This window comes from Thiothrix nivea DSM 5205 (assembly GCF_000260135.1).
GTDB lineage: Bacteria > Pseudomonadota > Gammaproteobacteria > Thiotrichales > Thiotrichaceae > Thiothrix > Thiothrix nivea.
Map to the genome: position 1 here is coordinate 2,822,479 of NZ_JH651384.1, position 24,365 is coordinate 2,846,843.

Below are 24,365 nucleotides of genomic sequence, written 5' to 3' on the forward strand. Positions count from 1 at the left end.
AAATGGATATATCACCAATACTCGCCCCCCTCAACCCGCAGCAGCGCGAAGCCGTTGCCGCCCCGCCCGTTCCCGTACTGGTGCTGGCAGGCGCTGGCAGCGGCAAGACCCGCGTGCTGGTGCATCGTATCGCCTGGCTGATTGAAGTCGAAAACGTTTCGCCCTTCAGCATCCTCGCCGTGACCTTCACCAACAAGGCCGCCAACGAAATGCGCGGGCGTATCCAGGAACTGCTCGACGTACCCGCTGGAGGCATGTGGGTCGGCACTTTCCACGGGATTGCGCACCGCCTGCTACGCCTGCACTGGCAAATGGCGAAACTGCCGCAGACCTTCCAGATACTCGATTCCGAAGACCAGATCCGCATGGTCAAGCGTGTGCTGAAAGCACTGGAACTGGACGAAACCCGCTTTCCACCGCGTCAGATTGCCGGTTTCATCAATGCGCGTAAGGATGAAGGTTCGCGCCCGCAACACATTGACGATCGGGGTGATTTCGCCCAGCGCCAACTGGTGCGGATTTACACTGCCTACGAGGAAGCCTGCCAACGCAACGGGCTGGTCGATTTCGCCGAACTGCTGCTGCGCTCGCTGGAGCTGCTGCGTGACAACCCCGACCTGCAACAGCATTACCGCAACCGGTTCCGCCACATTCTGGTGGACGAATTCCAAGACACCAACGCGCTGCAATACGCTTGGCTGCGCCTAATCGCGGGCGACCATAATCCGGTATTTGCGGTGGGTGATGATGACCAGTCGATTTACGGCTGGCGCGGGGCGAAGATCGAAAATATCCGCAACTTCACCCAACATTTCCCGCGCTGCGAAACCATTCGGCTGGAACAGAACTACCGTTCCACCGCCAACATCCTGCAAGCTGCCAATGCCCTGATCGACAATAACCGTGGCCGCCTCGGCAAAAAACTGTGGACGGATGGCAAGGAAGGCGAACGCCTGCACCTCTACGCCGCCTTCAACGAACTGGACGAAGCACGTTTCGTCGCCGGACGCATCCAGAAATGGCAGGAACAGGGCGGAATGCGCCGCGGCGTAGCCGTACTATACCGCTCTAACGCCCAGTCGCGCGTGTTTGAAACCACCTTCAACGAAAACCGCATTCCTTACCGTGTGTACGGCGGCCTGCGCTTCTTCGAGCGGGCGGAAATCAAGGATGCGCTGGCCTATTTGCGCCTCACCGCCAACCGCGCCGACGACGCCTCGCTGGAGCGCATTATCAACCACCCACCGCGCGCCATCGGCGAACGCACTGTCGACATCCTGCGCTCGCAAGCGCGGCAGGACGGTAAATCCTTGTGGGAAGCCGCAAGCGCCGCTGCCGACAACGGTGAATTCACCCCACGCGCTGCCAACGCGGTGATGGGTTTCGTCCACCTGATCAACCGCATGGCCAAGGACATCAACGGCCTGCCACTCAAGGAACAGGTGGAGATTGTTATTGATCTGGCTGGCCTGAAGCCCCATTTTCTCGCCAAGGAAAAAGGCGAGCAGGGTCAGGCGCGCATCGACAACCTCAACGAACTGGTCACCGCCGCGCACGGCTACACCTACGTGCAGACCGAAGACATGCCGGAAATGGACGAGCTTTCCGCGTTCCTCTCGCACGCTGCGCTGGAGGCAGGCGAAGGCCAGGGTGAAGCGGGCGAGGACTGTGTGCAAATGATGACCCTGCACTCGGCCAAGGGACTGGAATTCCCGCTGGTGTTCCTGTGCGGCATGGAGGAAGGCTTGTTCCCGCACCAGATGTCCGCCGAAGACCCGGCACGCATGGAGGAGGAACGCCGCCTGTGCTACGTCGGTATTACCCGCGCCGAACAGGAACTGGTCATGACCTACGCCGAACAACGCCAGTTGCACGGGCAAACCCGCTTCAACCCACCCTCCCGCTTCCTGCGCGAATTGCCGGAGGAGCTGGTGGAAGAAGTGCGCCCGAAAGTGAAAACCTTCAAGACTGGTTTTCAGGGTAGCGGCTACCGGCCATCCACACCGCCACCGATGCCAGCACGGCGCAGTACGGCCATCAATGAAACCGGCTACGCGGTGGGGCAGCGTGTGCGCCATGCCAAATTCGGCGAAGGCGTCATCGTCGATTCGGAAGGTGCGGGCGCGCATTCGCGTGTACAGGTCAATTTCAGCAGCGTGGGTATCAAGTGGCTGGTGTTGGGTTACGCCAATCTGGAACGGCTGTGAGGCACTGCACGGCCAACATGACTTTCTGATGTTATTGGGCATCAATTCACACTAGAATGACGCACATTTAATCCATAGCATTTGAAGATTCGCTCCCATGCAAGAACAAGAAAACTACATCCTCACCGTCACCTGCCCGGCCACTACCGGCATTGTCGCCGCTATCACGGGCTTTCTGGCCGATACCCATTGCTACATCACCGAGATGGCGCAGTATGACGATGAAATGACGCAGAAATTTTTCTGCCGTATCACCTTCCGCCCGGATGCCAGTCTGTCGCCTGCCATTGATGGTATCCGCCAGCAGTTCGCCCCGATTGCGGGCACATTCAATATGGATTGGCGGATCAGCAGTTCCAGCCGCCCGACCCGCGTGATTTTGATGGTATCCAAGGCCGACCACTGTCTGGTCGACCTGCTGTACCGCAAGAACAAGGGCGACCTGAACATGCAGGTGGTATGCGTCATTTCCAATCATATGGATTTGCGTTCCATCGTCGAGCGCGAAGGCATCCGCTTCGTCTGCCTGCCGGTCGACAAGACCAACAAGGCGGAACAGGAAGCGCGGATGCTCGGTATCGTGGCGGAAACGGGGGCGGAACTGGTGGTGTTGGCGCGTTACATGCAAATCCTGTCCAACGATGCCTGCAAGAAACTGGCGGGGATGTGCATCAACATCCACCACTCTTTCCTGCCCGGCTTCAAGGGGGCGCGCCCCTACCATCAGGCGTATGACCGTGGGGTGAAACTGATTGGTGCTACCGCGCATTATGTGACATCCGACCTGGATGAAGGCCCGATTATTGAGCAGTCAGTGGAGCGGGTTGACCACACTTTCCTACCTGACAATCTGGCGGCGCTGGGGCGCGACCTGGAAAACAGCGCATTGGCCAAGGCAGTCAGGTTGCACATCGAACGGCGGGTATTCGTCGATGGCAACAAGACCGTGGTTTTCAAATAAAAAAGTGGCTTTTGCCCCTTTTTCTATGCCTACAGCAGCGATGTATTGATCAGTAAGTGCACCCAGATACTGACCACGTACCCCAATGCGATTGCCCATGTCCATTTCAGGTGGGAAAAAAACGTGTAAATGCCGCGTGCCTGCCCCATCAGGGCAACCCCTGCCGCCGAACCAATCGACAACAGGGAACCACCGACGCCAGCAGTCAATGTGACTAGCAGCCACTGGCCATGTGGCATTTCCGGGCTCATGGTGATGACGGCGAACATGACGGGTATGTTGTCCACAATGGCGGAAAGCAAACCCACCAGCACGTTCGCCCAGGTTGCCCCCAGGTCGACATACATGACCTGTGCCGCCAATGCCAGATAGCCGAATGCGCCCAAGCCACCAACGCACAAGATCACGCCGTAGAAAAACATTAGCGTATCCCATTCCGCGCGCTGTAATTGTGTGAAAATGTTGAAGCGCCCAACCGCCTCGTCTTCCAGATCGTTGGAAGGGTCGTTATCGGACATCTTCAGATACCAGCCATACAATTTCAGTACGCCCAGGCCAGTCATCATCCCCAGCACCGGCGGTAAATGCAGAAAGTTATGGAACATAACAGCTGTCGCAATGGTGCCAATAAACAAACCAAGGATTATAAAACCACCCTGTTTGATCACGACAGCCTCATTCATCGCTGCCGGTTTCCCTTTTTCGATGAAAAAGGACATGATCAGCGCTGGCACAAACCAGTTGAGCACAGAAGGCAGGAACAGGTCGAAAAACTCGTGGAATTTCACCAGCCCGGCTTGCCAGACCATCAGGGTGGTGATGTCGCCAAACGGGCTCCATGCCCCACCGGCATTGGCCGCCACCACGATATTGATGCACCCCATTGCCACAAACTGTGGCCGGTCGGAAGCCACCGCTACCAACACTGCCGCCATCAGCAGCGCGGTTGTTAGGTTATCGGCTACCGGCGAAATGAAGAATGCCAGTACCCCGGTAATCCAGAAAATCCAGTACAGGGAAAAGCCCCGTGACACCAGCCAGGCACGCAAGGCTGCAAACATGTTGCGCTCATCTAGCGTGTTGATGTACGTCATCGCCGCCAACAGGAATAGCATCAGCTTGCCGTATTCCAGCAGGTTGTGGTCGAGGATTTCCTCTACCTTGTCAATCTGCCCAATCGCGGCATAGGCTATGGATACCAACACCCAGATAATGCCCGCTGCCACCATGACTGGCTTGGACTTGCGCATGTGTATGCGTTCTTCCCCAATTACCAGCGCATAAGCAAACACGAAAATGATCAGTGCGGTAATGCCCAGCCCGGTTCCGGTCAAATGTGGTGTTTCACCGGTTGCCTCGCTGGCGAATGCGAGGAATGGGAACAACAGGATCAATAATCCGGCCAAAAGGCTGATTGGCAGGGGAAGGCTGGCTTTTTTCATGACAAACGGACACTGCTCAATGGATAAGAAGGCGTTATCTTAACGTGTCTTGTTGCCTGTTGCACCACGACGGCCAGGAATTGGAGGATTTTCACGGCAGGCAGTTGCCACCAGGATGCGGGGAAATTTGCAATGCTGGCAGCATGTGCTGTAATCACCCTTTAATAACAAGCCGGGAGCCATTTGTGTACCGCCTGCTGGAACAACGCCTGCGCACTATCGACGCCAACCACCTCCACCCCTACCTACAAAATGCCCGCACCGGGCTGGAAAAGGAAAGCCTGCGGGTTGGCGCTGACAGCCATCTTTCCCAGCGCAACCACCCCTTGGTATTGGGTTCGGCCCTGACCCACCCGTGGATTACCACCGACTACGCCGAATCCCTGCTGGAACTGATCACGCCGCCGCAACAGCGTGCCCCGCAGGCGCTGGATTTCCTGCTCGACATCGAAACTTTCGTCTACCAGCAACTGGGTGATGAATTGCTGTGGACGACTAGTATGCCCTGTGTACTGGCGGGTGAGGATGACATCCGTATCGCTGAATACGGCACATCCAACGCCGGGCGCATGAAACACGTTTACCGGCAGGGGCTGGCGTGGCGCTACGGCAAGGCCATGCAGGTCATCGCCGGTATCCACTTCAACTACTCCATCGACGAAGCCTTCTGGGAGCCGTGGCAATCCGTGCAGGGCGATACAGGCAGTTTGCGCCAGTTCCGCGACACCCAATACATGGGGATGGTTCGCAACCTGCAACGCTACGGCTGGCTGATCATCTACCTGTTCGGCACTTCCCCCGCCATCTGCAAAAGCTTCCTCGGCGGCAGGCCAGCCCCGGAAGGTATGGAAACGTTCAACCAGTGCACCCTGTACGAACCCTTCGGCACTTCGCTGCGTATGGGCAACATTGGTTACACCAACAGCAAAGAGAACAAGAGCGGCGTCAAGGTCTGCTACAACACGCTGGAAACCTATGCGCAAAGCCTGCGCCAGGCCATCAATACCCCTTGCCCGGAATACAGCAAGATCGGCGTCAAGGTGGACGGTGAATACCGCCAGTTGAACGCCAACACCCTGCAAATCGAAAACGAATATTACAGCACGGTGCGCCCCAAACAGCCGCTGCGGGGTTTCGAGAAACCCACCGACGCACTGGAACAGCGCGGCATTGCCTACGTGGAACTGCGCTCCATCGACGTGAACGCCTTCCATCCGGCTGGCATGACCCGCAGGCAGCTGTTTTTCCTCGAAGTCTTCATGCACTTCTGCCTGTTGCAGGAAAGCCCGCTGGTCACTGCAGATGAATTTCAGTCCATCAACCACAACCAGATGCTGACCGCGCATCGCGGGCGCGACCCGGAAGTGCGCCTGCATTGCCTGGGCGAAAGCGTATCGTTGCGTGACAAGGCGCGTGAACTTCTGGAAGCCATGCGCCCGGTGGCGGAACTGCTCAACGCCGTCCACGCGGAGGATTGTTATACTGACTGCCTTGACAGCCAAATCCAGCTTGCCTGGAATGCAGGCATCACCCCCTCAGCCCGGATGCTGGAAGAAATGCAGACCAATCAGGAAAGCTTTTTCGAGTTTGCCCACCGCAAGTCACAGGAACACCGTGATTACTTCCTGCAACGCCCGTTGCCACCAGCGTTGCATCTTGAATTCCAGCGGCTTGCTGAAGAATCCCTTGCCAAACAAGCAGCCCTCGAAAGTGGGTCAAGCATGGATTTTGACCATTTTCTGCAAGCCTATCTGACAGGAACATTGAATGACACAAAAAATTAACATGACAATCATCCGATTTTTGTTACCAGCGTGAAAAAACTCGGGTACACTGCTAGATACTTGCCTGATACTTGAGAGTTTCGTGCGTCCTGCTTACTGCTTTACCACGTTTCGACTTGCAGGTTTCAAAGTGCATAACTTATTGGCCGCCGTGGCCGATCGTTATCAGGTAATTCGTGTGACTGGTTACCTCCTAACGTAAATTTCCAAACAGCACATGATTTTATGAGATGAGAAACAGTGAATATTTACGTTGGCAACCTGCCCTATAAAATTACCGAAAATGAACTGCGTGACCTGTTCGGCGCTTATGGCGAAGTATCCAGTGTCAGCATGATCAAAGACAAAATGACGGGGCAATCCAAGGGCTTCGGTTTTGTTGACATGCCCAATGCCGGTGAAGCTACAGCAGCAATCAATGGCCTGAACGAACAAGCTGTTCAAGGCCGCAACATCAAAGTTAACGAAGCCAAGCCTCGCGAAGATCGCCCACGCGGCGGTGACCGTGGTGGTTTCAAGCCACGTGATGGCGGTGGCCGCGGCGGTTTCGGTGGTGGCCGTGACGGCGGTGGCCGTGGTGGTTTTGGCGGTGGCCGTGACGGCGGTGGCCGTGGTGGCTGGTAACGCTAGCGGTTTCCGCTCACGCGCATTCTAAGACACCCAGAGGGCTGACCGGGCAACCGTCAGCCCTCTTTCGTGATGTCCGCCGGTAAACTGAGCGGGTCTTCCACACACACGTGTTTGTTTCTGCCGGTTTCACCGCTGATAATTTGCACCTTGGATTTGGCAACGCCGAAGGCTTTCGCCAGAAATTTCACAAGGTGCTGGTTTGCCTTGCCATCTACGGGCGGTGCGGTGATGCGTATGCGAATACGGTCTTCCTGAATGTCGGCAAATTCATCCTTGCTGGCTTTGGGCTGCACCTTGATGAACAGGTGCAGCGTGTCGTCTTCCCAACGGTAAAAGTCAGCCACTGCAAGTTTCCCCGCTGATAGCATTTATAAACCAAACGACTGCAAGACAATCAGCACCACGTACAGCAGCAGGATAGCCACCATTGGTGACAAATCCACCATGCCAATGGTGGGCACGATATTACGGATTGGGCGCAGGATCGGGTCAGTCAGGCTGTTCAATATATCCGCCAGCGGATTACCATAACTGTTGCCCACCCAGCTCAGCACGGCCTGGATGATCAGGGCGAAAATGTAGATGTGGATGACCATGCGCAACAGCTCGACAATGGAATACGCCAGCACCACCGGTACACCAACACTACTGCCCTGCATACCGACCAGCAGGAATGCCTTGATGATCATCAGCCCCAGCGCCAACACAATGGCGGCTGTATCCAGCTTGCCCATGGCCGGGATCATCCGCCGCAAGGGAACCAGTACCGGGTTGGTGATCTTGACCAGAAACTGCGACAGCGGGTTGTAGAAATTGGCTCGTGACCACGCCAGCAAAAACCGGATCAGCACCGCGCCAATATAAAGTGAAAACAAAGTTTCGACCAAAAAGACACCCACATTCTGTAATGCCTGCATGAAATATCCCCTGTTTGATTAACTATTGGCGGCGGCCAGTTCGCGTGAACGGCTGTCGGCAGCTTGTAATGCTTTGGCGAACAGCCCGTGTAAACCGCCTTCGGTCAGCACGTTGAGCGCTGCTTCGGTGGTGCCGCCTTTGGATGTGACCTTGCGGCGCAATTCGGCGGGCAGGTCGTCGCTTTCCAGCGCCAACCTGGCTGCCCCCAGTGCTGTCTGCATGATCAGCAAGTGGGCATCTTCGGCACGCAAGCCGAGCTGTTCCGCCGCTGCCTGCATCGCTTCCATCATCAGGAAGAAATAGGCAGGGCCACTGCCGGAGACGGCAGTTACGGCATCCAGCTTGCCTTCGTCCTCAAACCACAGGGTTATGCCGACAGCGCGCAGGATGCTTTCCGCCAGGCTGCGCTGCACGGTGGAAACCTGCGCATTAGCGTACAGGCCGGTTGCGCCGGTTTGCACTAGCGCCGGGGTGTTCGGCATACAACGCACGATAGGCAGGTTGCCACCCAGCCAGTTATTGAGGGCTTGTTCGCGGATGCCGGCGGCAATGGAAACGAACAGCGGGCGGCTGCGCTGGGCGGTTTCAACCAGTTGTTCGGCCACTTCGCGCATGATCTGTGGTTTGACGGCCAGTACCACGACATCCGCGCCTTGCATGGCTTCGTGGTTGTCGGTGGTGGTCAGCACACCCGGCCAGTGCTTGCGGATGGCATCCAGTTGCAGCGGGTCAGGGTCGGCCACGCGCAAGGCCACATTGGCCTGATCTTGCATCAGCCCAACGATCAGGCTGCGCGCCATGTTGCCAGCCCCGATGAAGGTGATCGTGGTTGGCTTTTGTGCAATTTTAGGTGTTTCCATATGCGCTCTTTGTTTTGTGTCAGTCAGCGGGTTTCCGTAATAATAGGCGCATTCTACTATTTTCAAGGCCAAGAATGGAAAATCTGCTGTTACTGGGGTTAATCGGGTTGGGGGTATGGTTCTGGCTGGACTCCATGAATGCGCGCGAACGGGCAGTTGCAGCCGCCATCCGCGCGTGCAAGGAAATCAATGTGCAGTTCCTGGATCAGACCGTGGCGCTGGAAAGCCTGAAACCGGCCCGCAATGCCAACGGGCATCTGGTGTGGCGGCGTACTTACGGTTTCGAGTATAGCCTACAGGGCGTTGAGCGGCGGCGCGGGCGGGCTATCCTGCGCGGGCGGGTGCTGGAACAGGTGCAACTGGATACGGATGATGGTGCAATTATCGAGCAGTACGAATAACTACACTTCTGTCACAAGAGTTGCCACAGCAGTTTCATGAAAGATTGCCCAGTCAGATAGGCGTAGCCGTAAAGGATAATACCTGCCGCAATTAGCAGGTAAAACGCCCAGGTCATGATGCGCCCCAGGACGGATGCGCCAATCCAACCTACCACCAAAACAATGGCGGCGTACATCATGTTCTGCGTCACAATCCAGGTCAGGATCGTGGCCAGAATGACCAGCACTTGCAGCATTACAGAAACCGGCTGATTAGGATCATCTCGCTATCCACCCCTTGCGGCAGCGGAATGCGCACCTTGTGGCCACTGCCGGGTGCAACTTCAATGTGTTCGCCTTGCAGGGTTTGCATGGAGTCTAGTACCAGTTCGCGGTTATTGCCGTCTGGCAGGACGAATTCGAGCCGGTCGCCGATGCTGAAACGGTTTTTCACATCCAGCTCAACCCAGCCATTGTCCCGGTCGACCCGCATCGCCTCGGCCACAAACTGCTGCTGATGACCCATGGATGCGCCCTGGATGTAGTTCTGGTATTCGTGGGTATGATGGCGTTCGTAAAAACCGTCGGTGTAACCCCGATTGGCAAGGTTTTCCAGCACGCCCAGCAATTGCGGGTTGAAAGTACGGCCAGCCAGCGCATCGTCAATCGCCTGTTTGTAAGCCTGCGCGGTGCGGGCGACGTAATAGTGCGACTTGGTGCGGCCTTCGATCTTGAGGCAATCCACCCCGATTTCGGTCAGGCGCTGCACATGCTCGATGGCACGCAAGTCTTTGGAGTTCATAATGTAAGTGCCGTGTTCATCCTCAAGCACGGGCATCAGTTCGCCAGGGCGGTTGGTTTCCTCCAGGAAGTATACCTTGTCGGCCAGTGGGTGGCGTTCCTGATTGCCGCAACTGCCCATGCTTTGCGCTTGATTGAAAGCATCCATAGATAAGACTGCCTCCTTCGGCACAAACTTCCCCTCTGCGCTCTCGGTGGCCTCGGTGGTTTTGTATTCCCAGCGGCAAGCATTGGTGCAAGTACCCTGATTCGGGTCACGGTGGTTGAAATAACCGGACAGCAGGCAACGCCCGGAATAGGCAATACACAAGGCGCCATGCACGAACACTTCCAGCTCCATGTCCGGGCATTGCTGACGGATTTCGGCAATTTCATCCAGCGACAGTTCGCGGGAAAGGATCACGCGGGTCAGGCCAAGGCTTTGCCAGAATTTCACGGTGGCGTAGTTGACCGTATTCGCTTGCACTGAAAGGTGTACTGGCATCTCCGGCCAGCGTTCGCGTACCAGCATGATCAGGCCGGGGTCGGCCATGATCAGTGCATCCGGGTTCATGTCGATCACCGGCTCAAGGTCTGCCAAGAAGGTTTTGATCTTGCTGTTGTGGGGGGAAATGTTTACCGCGACGAAAAACTGCTTGCCCAATGAATGCGCTTCGGCAATACCCAGCGCCAGGTTGTCATTCTTGAACTCGTTGTTGCGCACCCGCAGGGAATAGCGCGGCTGGCCAGCGTAAACCGCATCCGCCCCGTAGGCGAAAGCGTGGCGCATGGCTTTGAGGGTTCCCGCCGGGGCGAGCAGTTCAGGGCGTTTCATCGTGTTTAGCTACCGTAATAATCAGGCTCGTTGCCGGTTTTCCACTTGATATTGCAACCCAGCGAGGCTTTCTGGCCATCAGGTGGGGCCATGTTATCCAGCAAACGGTCGAGCGCATGGCGCAGGTCGTTGCCGGTAACAGGAGCGGCATTGCCGGGGCGGGCGTCGTCAAACTGGCCACGGTAAAACAGTGTGTGCTGTTCGTCAAACAGGAACAAATCCGGCGTGCATGCTGCCTGGTAGGCTTTGGCTACCGCCTGCGATTCATCATAGAGATACGGAAAGGTATAGCCATGCGCTTGCACGGCTTCCGCCATTTTTTCAGGGCTGTCATCCGGATAACTGGCCGCATCGTTGGCGTTGATTGCGACCACGGCAACGCCGCGCTGCTGGTATTCCTTGGCCAGGCTGGCAAAAGCGTCGCGGATATGGATCACATATGGGCAGTGGTTGCAGAGGAAGGCGACCAACAAGGGCTTGCCCATGAAATCCTTGCGGGTTATGACATGCCCGGTAATCGGCTCCGGCAGGGCGAAATCGGGCGCAGTTGTGCTCAGTTTCGGCATGGTAGAGGGTGTGCGGGCCATAGGCGTCTCCTGAATAACTGAGTGTGGTGCTGTGGAATCACGATTATACGCCAATCACATCGAGGCACGACAATTATTCTCATTTAGGGGTATACTGCTGCATCGCAACATTCAGGAACCCCGGAGGAAGCAACATGAAGGCGCGTTACGAAGATTTGGGCAATGGCATTTTCTGCATCGACACCGATCTGTACCGCCCGCAACTGGCTGCTTGCTACATGGTACGGGAAGGTGATGCGGTGGCATTTGTGGATACCGGCACTTACCACACGATCCCCTTGTTGATGGAAGTGCTGGCAGATCAGGGGCTGGGCGCTGAGCATGTGCGTTACGTCATTCCCACCCATGTGCATCTTGACCACGGCGGCGGTGCGGGCGAACTGATGGCACGTTGCCAGAATGCCACCCTGATTGTGCATCCAAAAGGCGCACCCCATATGATCGACCCATCCAGGCTGCAAGCAGGCGCAACCGTGGTGTATGGCGAAGAAGGTTTCGCCAGGGATTACGGCAAACTGGTTGCGATTCCTAAACAGCGGGTCATTGCTGCGGAGGATGGTTACGCCATTGACCTGAATGGCCGCACCCTTACGTTCATTGACACGCCAGGGCACGCCAACCACCATGGTTGTATCTTTGATCACAAGAGCAGACACTGTTTTACCGGCGACACCTTTGGCATTTCCTACCGTGAATTCGACACCGACAAAGGCCCGTGGATGTTTGCCCCCACCACCCCGGTCGCATTCTCTCCGGATCAATGGCAAGCCAGCCTCGACAAACTGGAGGTTCTGCAAGCATCCGCCATGCTACTGACCCATTACGGGCGCATCACCAATGTTGCAGAAATGCTTCCACAGTTGCGCAAAAGTATCACCTCTCTTACCGAACTTGCCCTTGCCCAGGAAAATGCACCAGAAGGACGCATCGACACCCTGAGAGCGCAAATTATCGACACCTGGCTTGAAGAGATAGCCGCCCATGGTTGCACCCTGCCAGAAGGGGATATACAGGAATTACTGGCAGTCGATAATGACCTGAACGCCCAAGGTCTGGAAGTGTGGTTACAACGTCGGGCAAAAACCAAAACCTGATCTAGATTCAGTAAATTGCGAATATCCTAGCAATAAAGTCAACAAATAACAAATCACAAGTTAATAATATAACAATATTCTTATTTACTTGAAATATAAACAGTTATATCCAGATATAATAAATTTTACTTATGATACAGAAGAAAGAAACTCGTTGGTTTATGCACTAAAAGTGTATAAAGTGTGCGTGTTCAAAATTTCAAGTCAGTGGCTAATGAAAATTTTCTATCAGTAAATTAGGTTGAATTTGGCTGCTTTCGATGACACTTACTGGCCGGGAACACGCACACCACATGCGGGAGATTAGCATGATCAAACCTCACGGTTCCGATGAACTGAATCCATTATTCGTCTATGACAGCGCCGAAAACGAAGCGCTGCAAAAAGAAGCAGAAGATCTTGTTTCCATCGTAGTCAGCTCTGCGACAGCAGCGAATGCCGTGATGCTCGGCGGCGGCTACTTCAACCCACTGACTGGCTACATGAATAAAGCAGATGCGCTGTCAGTTGCGGATAATATGCACACTACTTCCGGCCTGTTCTGGCCAACGCCAGTGCTGAACCTGGTGAATGATGCCGGCAGCATCAAGGCAGGCGACCGCATTGCACTGAAAGACCCCAACGTGGAAGGCAACCCGGTACTGGCCATCATGGATGTCACAGGCGTCGAAGAATTTACCGACGCCGAAATGGCCACCATGACCCAGCAGATTTATCGTCCCGCTGAAGGTGAAAGCCATATTGGCGCAGATACGTTCAATTCCCAAGGCAAGGTTTGCCTGTCAGGGTCAATCAAGGTACTGAACTTCTCCTACTTCCAGAGCGAATTCCCGGATACTTTCCGTACTGCTGTTGAAATTCGCAATGAAATTACTGAGCGTGGCTGGAAGAAGGTCGTTGCCTTCCAGACCCGTAATCCGATGCATCTGGCGCACGAGGAACTATGCCACATGGCCATGGATCGCCTCGGCTGTGATGGCCTGGTCATCCACATGCTGCTGGGCAAGCTGAAGAAAGGCGACATCCCTGCGCCGGTACGCGACGCTGCCATCCGCAAGATGGTTGAGCTGTACTTCCCGCCGAACAGCGCGATGGTGACAGGCTACGGTTTTGACATGCTCTATGCAGGCCCGAAAGAAGCTGTGTTGCACGCCGTCTTCCGTCAAAACATGGGCGCGACGCATTTCATCATTGGTCGTGACCATGCAGGTGTTGGCGACCATTACGGTGCCTTTGATGCCCAGGAAATCTTTGATAAGGAAGTGCCTAAAGACGCCCTTGCCATCGAGATCTTTCGCGCAGACCACACCGCTTACTCCAAGAAGCTGGATAAGGTTGTGATGATGTGTGAAGCACCAGACCACAAGAAAGAAGATTTTGTACTGCTTTCCGGCACTAAAGTCCGTGAAATGCTGGGTCAGGGCATTGCGCCACCAAAAGAGTTTTCCCGCCCTGAAGTGGCTCAGATCCTGATCGATTATTATCAAAGCGAGAACAGTTAAGTCTGTCAATAAAGTATCTCTGGCGGTTGCATAACATCCCGAGGAGGGGGATATGCAACCGCTGGTTGAGTTCTGTAACCGTAATATAGCAATACAACCCGTTTGAAGGAGTTACACAAATGCCTACGTATGTACGTACTGACAAATGCGATGGCTGCAAAGGTGGTGACCGTACCGCTTGCATGTACATCTGCCCACATGACCTGATGAAGCTGGACGTTGACGGTTCTGCTACCGGCCACGCCATGCGCGCTTACAACCAGGAGCCTGATCAGTGCTGGGAATGCTATTCCTGCGTCAAGATCTGCCCTCAGAACGCTATCGAAGCACGTCACTACGCTGACGTAGTTCCACTCGGCGGTTCCGTACAGCCTCTGCGCGGCCAGGATTCCATCATGTGGTCCATCAAGTTCCGTAACGGCACCATGAAGCGCTTCAAATTCCCAATCCGTACCACTCCGGAAGGTTCCATTGACTGCTACGGCGGCAAGCCAAAAGCAGTACTGGCCAACCTCGGCAAAGCCCTGCTGACCCGCGACATGATGGGCGGCTACCGCGCTGGCAACCCGGACGAACTGATCTGCAAGTAATTGCCTGATCGCGAAAACGCTTCATTTTTAACGAATTAAGATATTGAGGAAATACAAATGGCAGGTACATTTGGTAATCCAGAGGTTGTCCAGGAAGAAGTAGACATCCTCCTCATCGGTGGTGGTATGGCAGCTTGCGGTGCTGCATACGAAATCATGCCTTGGATCCAGGCAGCGAAAGAAGAAGCTGGCATCGACATCACTGTCAAGCTGGTAGACAAAGCAGCAATGGACCGTTCCGGTGCCGTTGCACAGGGTCTGTCCGCGATCAACACTTACATCGGCCCACACCAGGATCCGGCTGACTACGCTCGCATGGTCTCCAACGACCTGATGGGCATCACCCGTGACGACTTGGCGTATGACCTGGGCCGTAACGTTGACGATTCCGTTCACCTGTTTGAAGAATGGGGTCTGCCAATCTGGAAAACCGTTAACGGCGAACGTTTTGACGGTGCTACTTGGCCGAAAGAAGGCGGCAAGCTGCTGAAAGACGGCGGCGATCCAGTCCGTTCCGGTAAATGGCAGATCATGATCAACGGCGAATCCTACAAGTGGATCGTTGCTGAAGCGGCCAAGAAAGCACTGGGTTCTGACAACATTCAGGAACGTGTGTTCATCGTTAAGCTGGTTAACGACGCTAACGACAAGAACCGCGTTGCGGGTGCAGTTGGCTTCTCTACCCGTGAAGACAAAGTATACGTTTACAAATTCAAGGCTTGCCTGCTGGTAGCTGGTGGCTGCGTAAACATCTTCCGTCCACGTTCCGTTGGTGAAGGCCAGGGCCGTGCATGGTATCCAGTATGGAACTCCGGTTCTACCTACACCATGGCTGCTGAAGCCGGTGCAGAACTGACCATGATGGAAAACCGTTTCGTTCCAGCGCGTTTCAAAGACGGCTACGGCCCTGTAGGCGCATGGTTCCTGCTGTTCAAAGCCCAGGCGACCAACGCTTACGGCGAAGTTTACATGCAGAAGAACAAAGAACTGTTGAACGACTACCCTCCATACGGTCAGGCTGCGGTTCCAGCTTCCTGCTTGCGTAACCACCTGATGCTGAAGGAAATGAAGGAAGGCCGTGGTCCTATCTACATGGACACCGTTACCGCCCTCGGCAAACTGCGTGAAACCCTGTCTCCTCGTGAAGTAAAGCACCTGGAAGCAGAAGCATGGGAAGACTTCCTGGACATGTGCGTTGGCCAATGCGGTATCTGGGTTGGTGAAAACGTTGAGCCAGAGAAGAAAAACTCTGAGCTGATGCCTACTGAACCTTACCTGCTGGGTTCCCACTCCGGCTGCTGCGGTATCTGGGCTTCCGGCCCTGAAGACGTTGGCGCTCCAACTACCGAAGAGCACCCAGACAAGGACAAGATCCCAGCTCACCTGCCACAAGGCTGGAACTGGGGCTACCGTGGTATGACCACTGTTCAGGGTCTGTTCACTGCGGGTGACGGCGTTGGCGCATCTGGCCACAAGTTCTCTTCCGGTTCCCACACTGAAGGCCGTATGGCTGCCCAGGCAATGGTCAAGTTTGTTATCGACAACAAAGACTGGACACCAACTCTGGACACTTCCGTTGAGTCACTGGTTGAAGACATCTACCGTCCAGTCCGCACCTTCCTGGAGCACAAGGACTACACCACTGCGATCGATGTAAACCCACACTACATCACGCCTCGCATGTTGCAGTTCCGCCTGCAGAAGATCATGGACGAGTACGTAGCGGGCGTTGCCACCTACTACAACACCAACGGTCACATGCTGGCAGTTGCTGAAGAAAAGCTGGGCATGTTGAAAGAAGACGCCATGAAGATGCGTGCAAAAGACCTGCACGAACTGCTGCGCGCATGGGAAAACTACCACCGTATCCTGACGGCGGAAGCTCACATGAAGCACATCCAGTTCCGTGAAGAATCACGTTACCCTGGCTTCTACTATCGTATGGACCACAACTACGTTGACGAAGAAAACTGGCATTGCTTTGTAAATTCCGTCTACGACAAGGACACCAAAACCTGGACCGTGTTCAAGCGCGCCCACAAGGATCTGGTTGACAAGTCCAAGCTGTTTAAAGCTGCCGCCCATTAATCGGGTTGCCTTACAACAGCACTAGGCCGTAATATCCGGTCTAGGCCAAGATCAGGGCATCCTCGGATGCCCTGATTTTTGTCCGCAGTAGCAAAAAATCATGGAGAGGAGACCCCATATGAAAATCATCCTGTTGGGTGGCCCGGGCGCAGGCAAGGGTACACAAGCTGGTTACATCAAAGAAAAATACAATATCCCTCAAATTTCCACCGGTGACATGCTCCGCGCAGCCGTTAAGGCTGGCACCCCGCTGGGCATCGAAGCCAAAAAAGTCATGGATGCAGGCGGTCTGGTTTCAGACGACATCATCCTTGGCCTCGTTAAAGAACGCACGGCTGAAGCAGATTGCGCCAACGGCTTCCTGTTCGACGGCTTCCCGCGCACACTGGCGCAGGCCGAATCCCTGAAAACCCAGGGTGTGGACATCGACGCCGTGGTTGAAATCGCCGTTGATGACGCTGAAATCGTGCGCCGCATGAGTGGCCGCCGTGTTCACGTTGCCTCTGGCCGCACCTATCACGTCATCTTCAACCCACCAAAGGTTGAAGGCAAAGACGACGAAACCGGTGAAGACCTGATCCAGCGCGCTGACGACTCGGAAGAAACCGTGCTGAAGCGTCTGGAAGTCTATCATTCCCAGACTGCTCCGCTGATCCAGTACTACTCTGACTGGGCAGCTTCCGGTGAAGCCAAGGCTCCGCGTTACATCCGTATCGAAGGCATTGGCAAGGTTGACGAAATCCGCGACCAGATTTTTGCGGCTTTGGGTTAAGACTTTTTGTGGGGTTCGGGTGCAATCCCGCAACCCCACTTTCCCACACAGACACAGGTATCGTAATGACCGCACCCAACAAAATCAGCGCAGGCAAAGTCGTCCAGTTCAACTACTTCATCACCGATGAAAACGGCAAAGTCGTTGAACAGGTTGATTTACCCCTCAACATGGTCTTCATGATGCACAACCGCCTGTATGACAGCGTGGAACAAATGTTGGTCGGTTGCGGGGAAGGCGATCAGGTGTCAGCGGACGTACCACCCGATGTTGGTGCCTGGGGCGAATCTGACCCTAACCTGATCTTTAGCGATGCGACTGAAAACGTCCCGCCACAATTTCGCCGGGTCGGCGAGGAAGTGCAATTCCAGAATGCCAGCGGCGAATCCAAAACATTCCGCGTCACCAGCGTTACCCCTGAATTGGTGACCCTGGATGGCAACCACCCGTTTGCGGGACAAACCATGAAATTCCACGTCAAGGTGCTGGCTGTGCGTGACGCCACCCCGGAAGAAATGCGTTACGGCATTCCATCCGGCGCACCGGGCACTGATCCAACCGCAACCATGCACTAACACCAAGAGGCAACAAGCGATGGCCAATATCCCTGATCTGACCGACCTCGAAAAGCACATCATTCAGCAAACCATCGACGAGCGTTGGGGCAAAGGCAAAGTGACGGCTGAAGAGGTCGAAGTCGAAATCCGCCTGTCCCCGGTCGATCGTGAACTGACCGATTGCCCGGCAATGTACTGGTCACACGATGATTGCAATTTTGTCATCGCCAAAACCGGCGAAAACCAGTACCGCTCACAGTTTTTCTACTCGGTGAAAGACCGTTTCAGCACAGGTATCGAGGAATATACCGAGTTGGCCGACTGCGTGCTCTACCTGCTGCGCTTGCAGGCAGACCACGAAAGCGAACGCAAAAAGAATTTTCCCACCGCATGAATCCACGAGTTAGTTTGAGAGAGATCGCATAGAGGAGTTTGCATTATGACCGTAAAGAATGCTTTTTACGCACAATCCGGCGGCGTCACTGCCGTTATCAATGCATCAGCCTGCGGCGTGCTTGAAACCGCCCGCCAGCACAAGGACAAGATCGGCACCGTTTACGCCGGTCAGAACGGCATCATCGGCGCCCTGCTGGAAAACCTGATCGACACCAGCAAGATTTCCGACGCTGATGTTGCGGCACTGCGCCACACCCCATCCGGCGCGTTCGGTTCCTGCCGCTACAAGATGAAAAGCCTGGAAAAGAACAAGCGCGAATACGACCGCCTGATCGAAGTGTTCAAGGCGCACAACATCGGTTACTTCTTCTACAATGGCGGCGGTGACTCCGCTGATACCTGCCTGAAGGTTTCCCAGCTGTCTGACGCGATGGGCTTCCCGATCCAGGCGGTACACGTGCCAAAGACCGTTGATAACGACCTGCCTGTTACCGACAACTGCCCTGGTTTCGGTTCCGTTGCCAAATACATCGCAGTCTCCACTCGTGAAGCGAGCTACGACGTCGCTTCCATGTGCGCCACTTCCACCAAGATTTTCGTACTGGAAGTCATGGGTCGCCACGCAGGCTGGATTGCAGCGGCAGGTGGTCTGGCGGCTGATGCCAACAACGATATTCCGGTTGTGATCCTGTTCCCTGAAGTCGAATTCAATCAGGAGAAATTCCTGGCGACAGTTGATGAAAAGGTCAAGAAATACGGCTACTGCTCCGTCGTTGTATCTGAAGGCTGCCACTACCCTGACGGCAAGTTCCTGGCTGAGCAAGGCACCCGCGACTCTTTCGGCCACGCGCAACTGGGTGGTGCGGCTCCGGTCGTTGCCAACATGATCAAGGATGCGCTGGGTTACAAATTCCACTGGGCGGTGGCTGACTACCTGCAACGTGCAGCACGCCACCTGTCTTCCAAGTCTGACGTGGAACAGGCTTACGCCTTGGGTCAGGCAGCCGTCAATCTGGCACTGGAAGGCCGTAACTCCGTCATGCCTGCGGTCATCCGTGACTCCAACAGTCCGTACAAATGGCACATTGGCGTGGGTGAGCTGAAAGACATCGCCAACGTCGAGAAGATGATGCCGATGGAATACATCAGCGAAGACGGTTATGGCATTACTGACGCTTGCCGTGAATACCTGCAACCACTGATTGAAGGTGAAGACTATCCGCCATACGAAAACGGTATGCCGAAGTACGTCACCCTCAAGCACGAGCTGGTTGGCAAGAAACTGGAAGCGTTTGAGCTGTAATTAGAGGTTTATCCCTTGTCCTCGCCCCGCTCCCTCTCAAGGGGAACGGGGCTTTCTGGGCAGTCCGGTGTCGGACTTACTGTACGCCCAGCAGTTCAACATCAAACATCAAGGTGGCATTGGGCGGGATCACACCGCCAGCACCGCGTGCGCCGTAGCCCAGTTCTGCTGGAATAATCAGGGTGCGTTTGCCGCCGACTTTCATGCCTGCAACGCCCTGATCCCAACCCTGGATGACGCGGCCAGCGCCCAATGGGAACTGGAATGGCTCCCCGCGATCCACGGAGCTGTCAAATTTCACGCCATGCTTGTCGGGTGCATTTTCGTCGTATAACCAGCCGGTGTAATGCACGGAAACGATCTGGCCAGTTTGCGCTTCCGCGCCATTGCCTACGGTTACGTCGGTCTTTACCAATTCTGTCATTTTGCTTGCCTCGGTTTTGGGTTCAGTGCCGGTGTTGGCCGCTTTGTCAGAGCAGGCCACCATGAAAATGCTGGTGGACAAAGCCAGTGCCAGCGGGAGCAGCAGGGTTGCTTTCATGTCTGTTATTCCTGATATTTTTTGGGCAATAAAGGGCGCATTATGCCGGGTTTCATGAGTGGGTGCGAGATTATCCTCATCATTGCCCGTGGCATGTTTACCAGAAACCGGCGAAATGTTCCGGTTGGACTGTCTGGGCGGCGATGTGCTGGCCGACGGCTTGCAGGATATTCATTTTTTCCACGGCATCCAGGCGTTTGACATCATCTGGCGCGTAGTTGGATAGGCCCAGGAGCTGGAAGGCTTCCTCGCTGATGTCAAAATCATAGCGGACATAGCTAAACAATTTTTCCGGTGTGCAGCCCTGGCCGAGTACGCCGGTCAGGGCTTCCAGTTCGCTGTCGAGGCGTGGGCCTGCGCGGCACTCGCCGAAAATACGGCACAACATGTCCTGCTGGTATTGGGCGGCATTCATCAGGTGTGATGGCGTGCTGGCGGCATGATGCAACAGGTGCATGTCACGCACATCCAGATTGGGCCGGTTCAGGCTGTGGTTGCCGGTGCCGACCGAGGTGATTAGCAATTGTTCCGAGCCGCATGGCCAGCATAGCCGGTAGGCATTGAGGGTAGCCATCACGTAAGCCTGAAAGGCAGGGTTATTGTAAGGAGTAATGCAGCCGTCGATAAAAATGAATTCCTGCTTGCCTATGTTGAGTTTTTCCGGCGGAAAGTAGGAAGGGGCAGCGGCGCTGGCTTTTACCAGTTGCCACAGCGGCAGGTTCAGGTTGCTGTTATCCCCCATGCGGCCCCGGTCGTTGTACTTGGCGAAGGGGTTGTTGGTGACTGGCCAAGGGGAATCAGTCCTGGCGTTGTGCATGACGATCAGTAGCAGGGTTTTGATTTTGTCGCTACCGAGGGTTGTTTCTTTACCGAAAACGTCTTGCAGCTTTTGCCCCAGTTTGATGTCGTTGTATTTGTAACCAAACAAGGAGGTCATACGGGTAAACCAGTGGGCGCGTTCGAACATGTCGCGGCCATGGTGCAAGTAAAAATGTCGAACCTCCGCAACTTCCAGCCCCATCGATAAGCCTGCGCCAATAATGGCGCCAGTGCTGGTGCCGGCGATAAAATCAAAACAGTCGGCCAGCACCAGGCGCGGATTTTGATGATGGTCGCGGAACAATTGTTCAATCGCGGCCAGGATTTCAATGGCAATCACACCCCGGATACCACCACCATCCAGCGCCAGGATTTTCTTGGGGGCGGGGCTGTTGAGGCGTTGTTTGAGATGGGTTTGCGCGTCCATGCCTATGGGTGTTGGTCAGCCTATCGGATTAATAATGGCCAGATGCTGTTCTTCCGGATCCTTTTCCAGCCACCAGCCCAGTGTTTCCAGCGTACCGCCTGGCCCACCGCCCTGACGGGAGGGGTCATTGACGGCGATTAGCTCATCAGCATGGTCGACAATCCAGCGTGCCGCCTGTTGGAAGGCGGGCTGATAGTTTTGGGATGGCGGGGGTCTGGATAAGCTGGGCAAGCGGATGATGCGGTTGTGTGTAACGCCCCGCACCACCAGTGCCGCCAGCCCTTGCAGGATGGCTTGCTTTTGCGTTGGCCAGTCGAGTTGTTGGGTGAGGGTATCGCCATCCCAGGAGCCGCCCTTACGCCAGACGGAATGGTATTTTTCAACCACAATCTGCGGGTGCAGGGCTTGCACGACTTGCAGGCGGCAGGGAATGGTGCGGTGTTCAAACCAGTCGGTCAGTTCCCGTGCCAACAGGTAATCACTGCCGGGGGCAAGTGGGGTCAACAGGCTGATGGAATGGCGCGGGTAGCGGGTGAGTAGGCGTGGCAAGATGATCGTGCGCAGGAGATGGCGGATGCGTGCTGCCTGAGGCGGGGTAATGAAGTTGTGCCCGATAAGGCCAACCCTGGCTTCATAAATAATATTGTTGAGTTTCGGGCATTTTTTCATGGGCTCAGCGCTTCTGTCATGAATGGGTCTGCCTATAATCATAGTGAAAAATTGCCAGGAAAAATAAAACAATGGAAGTAGGGTAGGTGTAACCATGCATATTTTGATTCTGGATGATCACCCTTTGTTCGCGGAAGCGCTCAAGCAGGTGGTGCAACGGCTGGGTGGCAATACGGTCATCCATGCGGTGGAAACCGCCAGCCGCGCCATGGATTACATCGAGGCGCGCAATTACGACCTGATTATGGTGGATTTGCACCTGCCGGGGCTGGATGGCTTTGGCTTTATGCGCCTGCTGAAATCGCGTTTCATCCTCGCCCCGGTGGTGGTGGTGTCGGCGACCCAGGAGGTGGAAGACATCCGCCGGGCGCTGAAACAGGGCGCGATGGGTTTCATCCCCAAGGCGGCGGACGCCAAAAGCATCCTCGCGGGTATCCATGCGGTGTTGCAAGGGCAAATCTACCTGCCGGAGGAGTGGCGTCACGCCCTCAACGAACAGCAAACCGGCACAGATCCGAAAAGCCAGGAAGCGTTACTGGCGAAACTCGACATCAGCCCACGCCAGTTTTCCATCCTGCAACAGATTGAGGCCGGGCTTTCCAACAAGGAAATCGCCCGCAAGTTGTTCATCAGCGAATCCACCGTCAAGACGCACGTTTCCAACCTGATGGCAGCACTGGCGGTGCCGAACCGTACCGCCTGCATTATGGAGGCGCAGCGGCTGGGGTTGTTGTGAGTACCCGTTTTTCTGCGCAATGATTTTCGCGATTTTCACTTTGCCAAAGCCTTCGCAAGCTATACCAACGGGAGCATAATCACGCGTCCTGTTCTGGAGTTTCCGTGCCATGCATCCTGTTGTCGTCAGTATCCTGCTATTGTTGTGCAGCAACGTCTTCATGACCTTTGCCTGGTATGCGCACCTCAAGGATCTCAACCACAAACCGTGGCTGATCGCGGCGCTGGTGAGCTGGGGAATTGCGCTGTTTGAATACCTGCTGCAAGTGCCTGCCAACCGCATTGGGTTCACCGTCCTGAGCGTCGGGCAGCTCAAGATCATGCAGGAAGTGATTACCCTGACCGTTTTCGTACCCTTTGCACTGTTTTACCTCAAGGAGCCGCTGAAGTGGGATTATTTGTGGGCGGGTTTGTGTATCCTCGGGGCGGTGTATTTCATTTTTCGCGACAAATTGGGGTAATGTTGATGCGTGAATTCAAGTAATAAGTGCATAACCCACCAACTTTTCAGCATCCATGCCGGATAGTTCACGGAACACCTCGTAAGGTGTCTTGAAGCCCAGACACTTCCGTGGTCTGTTGTTGGGTTTATGTACAGCCTCCAACACCTGTCGAGTCGTCACGTCCACCAATCCCATTGCTTTAGGGAAGTATTGGCGTAACAGCCCATTGGCATTCTCATTTTGCCCGCGCCCCCACGAATGGTAGGGCTTGGCGAAATACGTTTTGCACTCAATAGCTTGGGCAACTTGCTCATGTTTGGCAAACTCTTTGCCGTTATCGAAGGTGAGCGTGTGTACCCACTCCTTGAAGCCGGACAGCAAGGTGATAATGCTGCCCGTCACGGCTTCAGCCGTCTTGTTCGCCACGGGAAATGCCAGACGTAGCTTGGATTTGCGTTCGTCCAGCGTCACCAATGCACCTTTGTGTCCCTTGCCGGTCATGGTGTCCGCTTCCCAGTCGCCTAGCCGTTCACGTTGGTTGGCCACCTCCGGGCGTTCGTCAATGTCTACCCGGTTGGGGATGCCTTGGACACTGCCAGTACGGCTACCATAACGCTGGCGGTATTTCTTCGCATGGCGACGCAGGTTCAGGTACAGCTTGCCACCCGCACGTTTATCCTTCAGCACCTGCTGGTAGATGGTTTCAGGGCAGACAGCCGTCTTGCCTTCTTCTTTCAGCCTGCCGCTGATCTGTTCGGGGCTCCATTGCTGTTCCAGTAGCGTACTGATACTGCCCGCCAGTTCCGGGGTCAACCTGACCGCTTTGGGTTTGTCCGCGTGGCGTTGCTGCGCTTTGGCGTGCGCTTGCTTGTGCCGGTAGCCGAGTTGCCCCCGGTTGTGGGTCAGTTCACGGCTGACCGTCGATTGGCTGCGCACCAATGCTTTCGATGGCCGTCGTCGAATCACCCATCTTGTGCCGTGTTTCGATATAATGCCTCTCCTCAGAGGTAAGCTGTGTGTAAGCCATGAAGCTCTCCCGTCAGTG

General features: G+C 55.2%; 26 protein-coding genes. 15 read left to right on the top strand and 11 right to left on the bottom strand.

Annotated features, from left to right (window positions below; translation table 11 throughout):
• Positions 1 to 2: 2 nt before the first annotated feature.
• A complete protein-coding gene (gene uvrD, locus THINI_RS14105) occupies positions 3 to 2,207 on the top strand; it encodes a DNA helicase II (RefSeq protein ID WP_002709247.1) in 2,205 nt (734 codons plus the stop codon).
• A 97-nt stretch (positions 2,208 to 2,304) separates the two neighbouring features.
• Entirely contained in the window at positions 2,305 to 3,168 is an 864-nt protein-coding gene (gene purU, locus THINI_RS14110; RefSeq protein ID WP_002709248.1) for a formyltetrahydrofolate deformylase, read from the top strand.
• A 29-nt stretch (positions 3,169 to 3,197) separates the two neighbouring features.
• On the opposite strand, the gene nhaD is transcribed toward purU, so the two are convergent.
• Entirely contained in the window at positions 3,198 to 4,610 is a 1,413-nt protein-coding gene (nhaD, locus tag THINI_RS14115) for a sodium:proton antiporter NhaD (protein ID WP_002709249.1), read from the bottom strand.
• Between the two features lie 185 nt (positions 4,611 to 4,795).
• On the opposite strand from nhaD, the gene gshA reads away from it, so the two are divergent.
• Positions 4,796 to 6,394, top strand: coding sequence for a glutamate--cysteine ligase (gene gshA / locus THINI_RS14120; RefSeq protein ID WP_002709250.1), 1,599 nt, complete (start codon positions 4,796 to 4,798; stop codon positions 6,392 to 6,394).
• Between the two features lie 240 nt (positions 6,395 to 6,634).
• Positions 6,635 to 7,018, top strand: a complete 384-nt coding sequence (locus tag THINI_RS14125) for an RNA recognition motif domain-containing protein (RefSeq protein WP_002709251.1) — start codon at positions 6,635 to 6,637, stop codon at positions 7,016 to 7,018.
• A gap of 59 nt (positions 7,019 to 7,077) precedes the next feature.
• On the opposite strand, the gene THINI_RS14130 is transcribed toward THINI_RS14125, so the two are convergent.
• The 3 genes from THINI_RS14130 to proC are packed head-to-tail and all read right to left on the bottom strand — an operon-like array spanning position 7,078 to position 8,802.
• Entirely contained in the window at positions 7,078 to 7,368 is a 291-nt protein-coding gene (locus tag THINI_RS14130; RefSeq protein ID WP_002709252.1) for a DUF167 domain-containing protein, read from the bottom strand.
• Positions 7,369 to 7,392: 24 nt separating this feature from the next.
• Positions 7,393 to 7,941, bottom strand: a complete 549-nt coding sequence (locus tag THINI_RS14135; protein WP_002709253.1) for a YggT family protein — start codon at positions 7,939 to 7,941, stop codon at positions 7,393 to 7,395.
• An 18-nt stretch (positions 7,942 to 7,959) separates the two neighbouring features.
• A complete protein-coding gene (proC, locus tag THINI_RS14140) occupies positions 7,960 to 8,802 on the bottom strand; it encodes a pyrroline-5-carboxylate reductase (protein WP_002709254.1) in 843 nt (280 codons plus the stop codon).
• A 74-nt stretch (positions 8,803 to 8,876) separates the two neighbouring features.
• Here proC and THINI_RS14145 point away from each other — a divergent pair, with 74 nt between their 5' ends.
• Complete coding sequence (locus THINI_RS14145; RefSeq protein WP_002709255.1) at positions 8,877 to 9,203, top strand: DUF3301 domain-containing protein; 327 nt, start codon at positions 8,877 to 8,879, stop codon at positions 9,201 to 9,203.
• A gap of 11 nt (positions 9,204 to 9,214) precedes the next feature.
• On the opposite strand, the gene THINI_RS14150 is transcribed toward THINI_RS14145, so the two are convergent.
• The 3 genes from THINI_RS14150 to THINI_RS14160 are packed head-to-tail and all read right to left on the bottom strand — an operon-like array spanning position 9,215 to position 11,384.
• Positions 9,215 to 9,439, bottom strand: a complete 225-nt coding sequence (locus THINI_RS14150; RefSeq protein WP_002709256.1) for a hypothetical protein — start codon at positions 9,437 to 9,439, stop codon at positions 9,215 to 9,217.
• Positions 9,439 to 10,797 (bottom strand): prephenate-dependent tRNA uridine(34) hydroxylase TrhP, encoded by a 1,359-nt coding sequence (trhP, locus tag THINI_RS14155; RefSeq protein WP_002709257.1) that lies wholly within the window; start codon positions 10,795 to 10,797, stop codon positions 9,439 to 9,441. The genes THINI_RS14150 and trhP overlap by 1 nt, the downstream gene beginning before the upstream one ends.
• Before the next feature lie 5 nt (positions 10,798 to 10,802).
• Positions 10,803 to 11,384, bottom strand: a complete 582-nt coding sequence (locus tag THINI_RS14160; protein ID WP_002709258.1) for a thioredoxin family protein — start codon at positions 11,382 to 11,384, stop codon at positions 10,803 to 10,805.
• Between the two features lie 134 nt (positions 11,385 to 11,518).
• Here THINI_RS14160 and THINI_RS14165 point away from each other — a divergent pair, with 134 nt between their 5' ends.
• From THINI_RS14165 to THINI_RS14200, 8 genes are all read left to right on the top strand, one after another.
• Positions 11,519 to 12,478, top strand: a complete 960-nt coding sequence (locus tag THINI_RS14165) for an MBL fold metallo-hydrolase (RefSeq protein WP_002709259.1) — start codon at positions 11,519 to 11,521, stop codon at positions 12,476 to 12,478.
• A 308-nt stretch (positions 12,479 to 12,786) separates the two neighbouring features.
• Positions 12,787 to 13,980 (top strand): sulfate adenylyltransferase, encoded by a 1,194-nt coding sequence (sat, locus tag THINI_RS14170; RefSeq protein ID WP_002709260.1) that lies wholly within the window; start codon positions 12,787 to 12,789, stop codon positions 13,978 to 13,980.
• A gap of 119 nt (positions 13,981 to 14,099) precedes the next feature.
• A complete protein-coding gene (gene aprB, locus THINI_RS14175; protein WP_002709261.1) occupies positions 14,100 to 14,570 on the top strand; it encodes an adenylyl-sulfate reductase subunit beta in 471 nt (156 codons plus the stop codon).
• A 57-nt stretch (positions 14,571 to 14,627) separates the two neighbouring features.
• Positions 14,628 to 16,658, top strand: a complete 2,031-nt coding sequence (gene aprA / locus THINI_RS14180; RefSeq protein ID WP_002709262.1) for an adenylyl-sulfate reductase subunit alpha — start codon at positions 14,628 to 14,630, stop codon at positions 16,656 to 16,658.
• Between the two features lie 118 nt (positions 16,659 to 16,776).
• Entirely contained in the window at positions 16,777 to 17,430 is a 654-nt protein-coding gene (adk, locus tag THINI_RS14185) for an adenylate kinase (RefSeq protein ID WP_002709263.1), read from the top strand.
• Between the two features lie 65 nt (positions 17,431 to 17,495).
• Entirely contained in the window at positions 17,496 to 18,005 is a 510-nt protein-coding gene (locus tag THINI_RS14190; RefSeq protein WP_002709264.1) for an FKBP-type peptidyl-prolyl cis-trans isomerase, read from the top strand.
• 19 nt (positions 18,006 to 18,024) lie between these two features.
• Entirely contained in the window at positions 18,025 to 18,381 is a 357-nt protein-coding gene (locus THINI_RS14195) for a hypothetical protein (protein ID WP_002709265.1), read from the top strand.
• 45 nt (positions 18,382 to 18,426) lie between these two features.
• On the top strand, positions 18,427 to 19,686 hold the full coding sequence (locus THINI_RS14200; RefSeq protein WP_002709266.1) for a 6-phosphofructokinase: 1,260 nt from the start codon (positions 18,427 to 18,429) through the stop codon (positions 19,684 to 19,686).
• Positions 19,687 to 19,762: 76 nt separating this feature from the next.
• On the opposite strand, the gene THINI_RS14205 is transcribed toward THINI_RS14200, so the two are convergent.
• The 3 genes from THINI_RS14205 to THINI_RS14215 all read right to left on the bottom strand — a co-directional run bounded on the left by THINI_RS14205 (position 19,763) and on the right by THINI_RS14215 (position 22,142).
• Positions 19,763 to 20,227, bottom strand: coding sequence for an FKBP-type peptidyl-prolyl cis-trans isomerase (locus tag THINI_RS14205; protein WP_002709267.1), 465 nt, complete (start codon positions 20,225 to 20,227; stop codon positions 19,763 to 19,765).
• 97 nt (positions 20,228 to 20,324) lie between these two features.
• Positions 20,325 to 21,473 carry a patatin-like phospholipase family protein gene (locus tag THINI_RS14210; protein WP_002709268.1) on the bottom strand — a complete coding sequence of 383 codons (1,149 nt, stop codon included), beginning with the start codon at positions 21,471 to 21,473 and terminating at the stop codon, positions 20,325 to 20,327.
• 15 nt (positions 21,474 to 21,488) lie between these two features.
• A complete protein-coding gene (locus THINI_RS14215) occupies positions 21,489 to 22,142 on the bottom strand; it encodes a hypothetical protein (protein WP_002709269.1) in 654 nt (217 codons plus the stop codon).
• Between the two features lie 94 nt (positions 22,143 to 22,236).
• On the opposite strand from THINI_RS14215, the gene THINI_RS14220 reads away from it, so the two are divergent.
• Positions 22,237 to 22,878, top strand: a complete 642-nt coding sequence (locus THINI_RS14220) for a response regulator (protein WP_002709270.1) — start codon at positions 22,237 to 22,239, stop codon at positions 22,876 to 22,878.
• A 109-nt stretch (positions 22,879 to 22,987) separates the two neighbouring features.
• Entirely contained in the window at positions 22,988 to 23,338 is a 351-nt protein-coding gene (locus tag THINI_RS14225; RefSeq protein WP_002709271.1) for a DMT family protein, read from the top strand.
• A gap of 15 nt (positions 23,339 to 23,353) precedes the next feature.
• Here THINI_RS14225 and THINI_RS14230 read toward each other — a convergent pair whose 3' ends face one another.
• Positions 23,354 to 24,256, bottom strand: coding sequence for an IS30 family transposase (locus THINI_RS14230; protein ID WP_169314624.1), 903 nt, complete (start codon positions 24,254 to 24,256; stop codon positions 23,354 to 23,356).
• Positions 24,257 to 24,365: the final 109 nt, after the last annotated feature.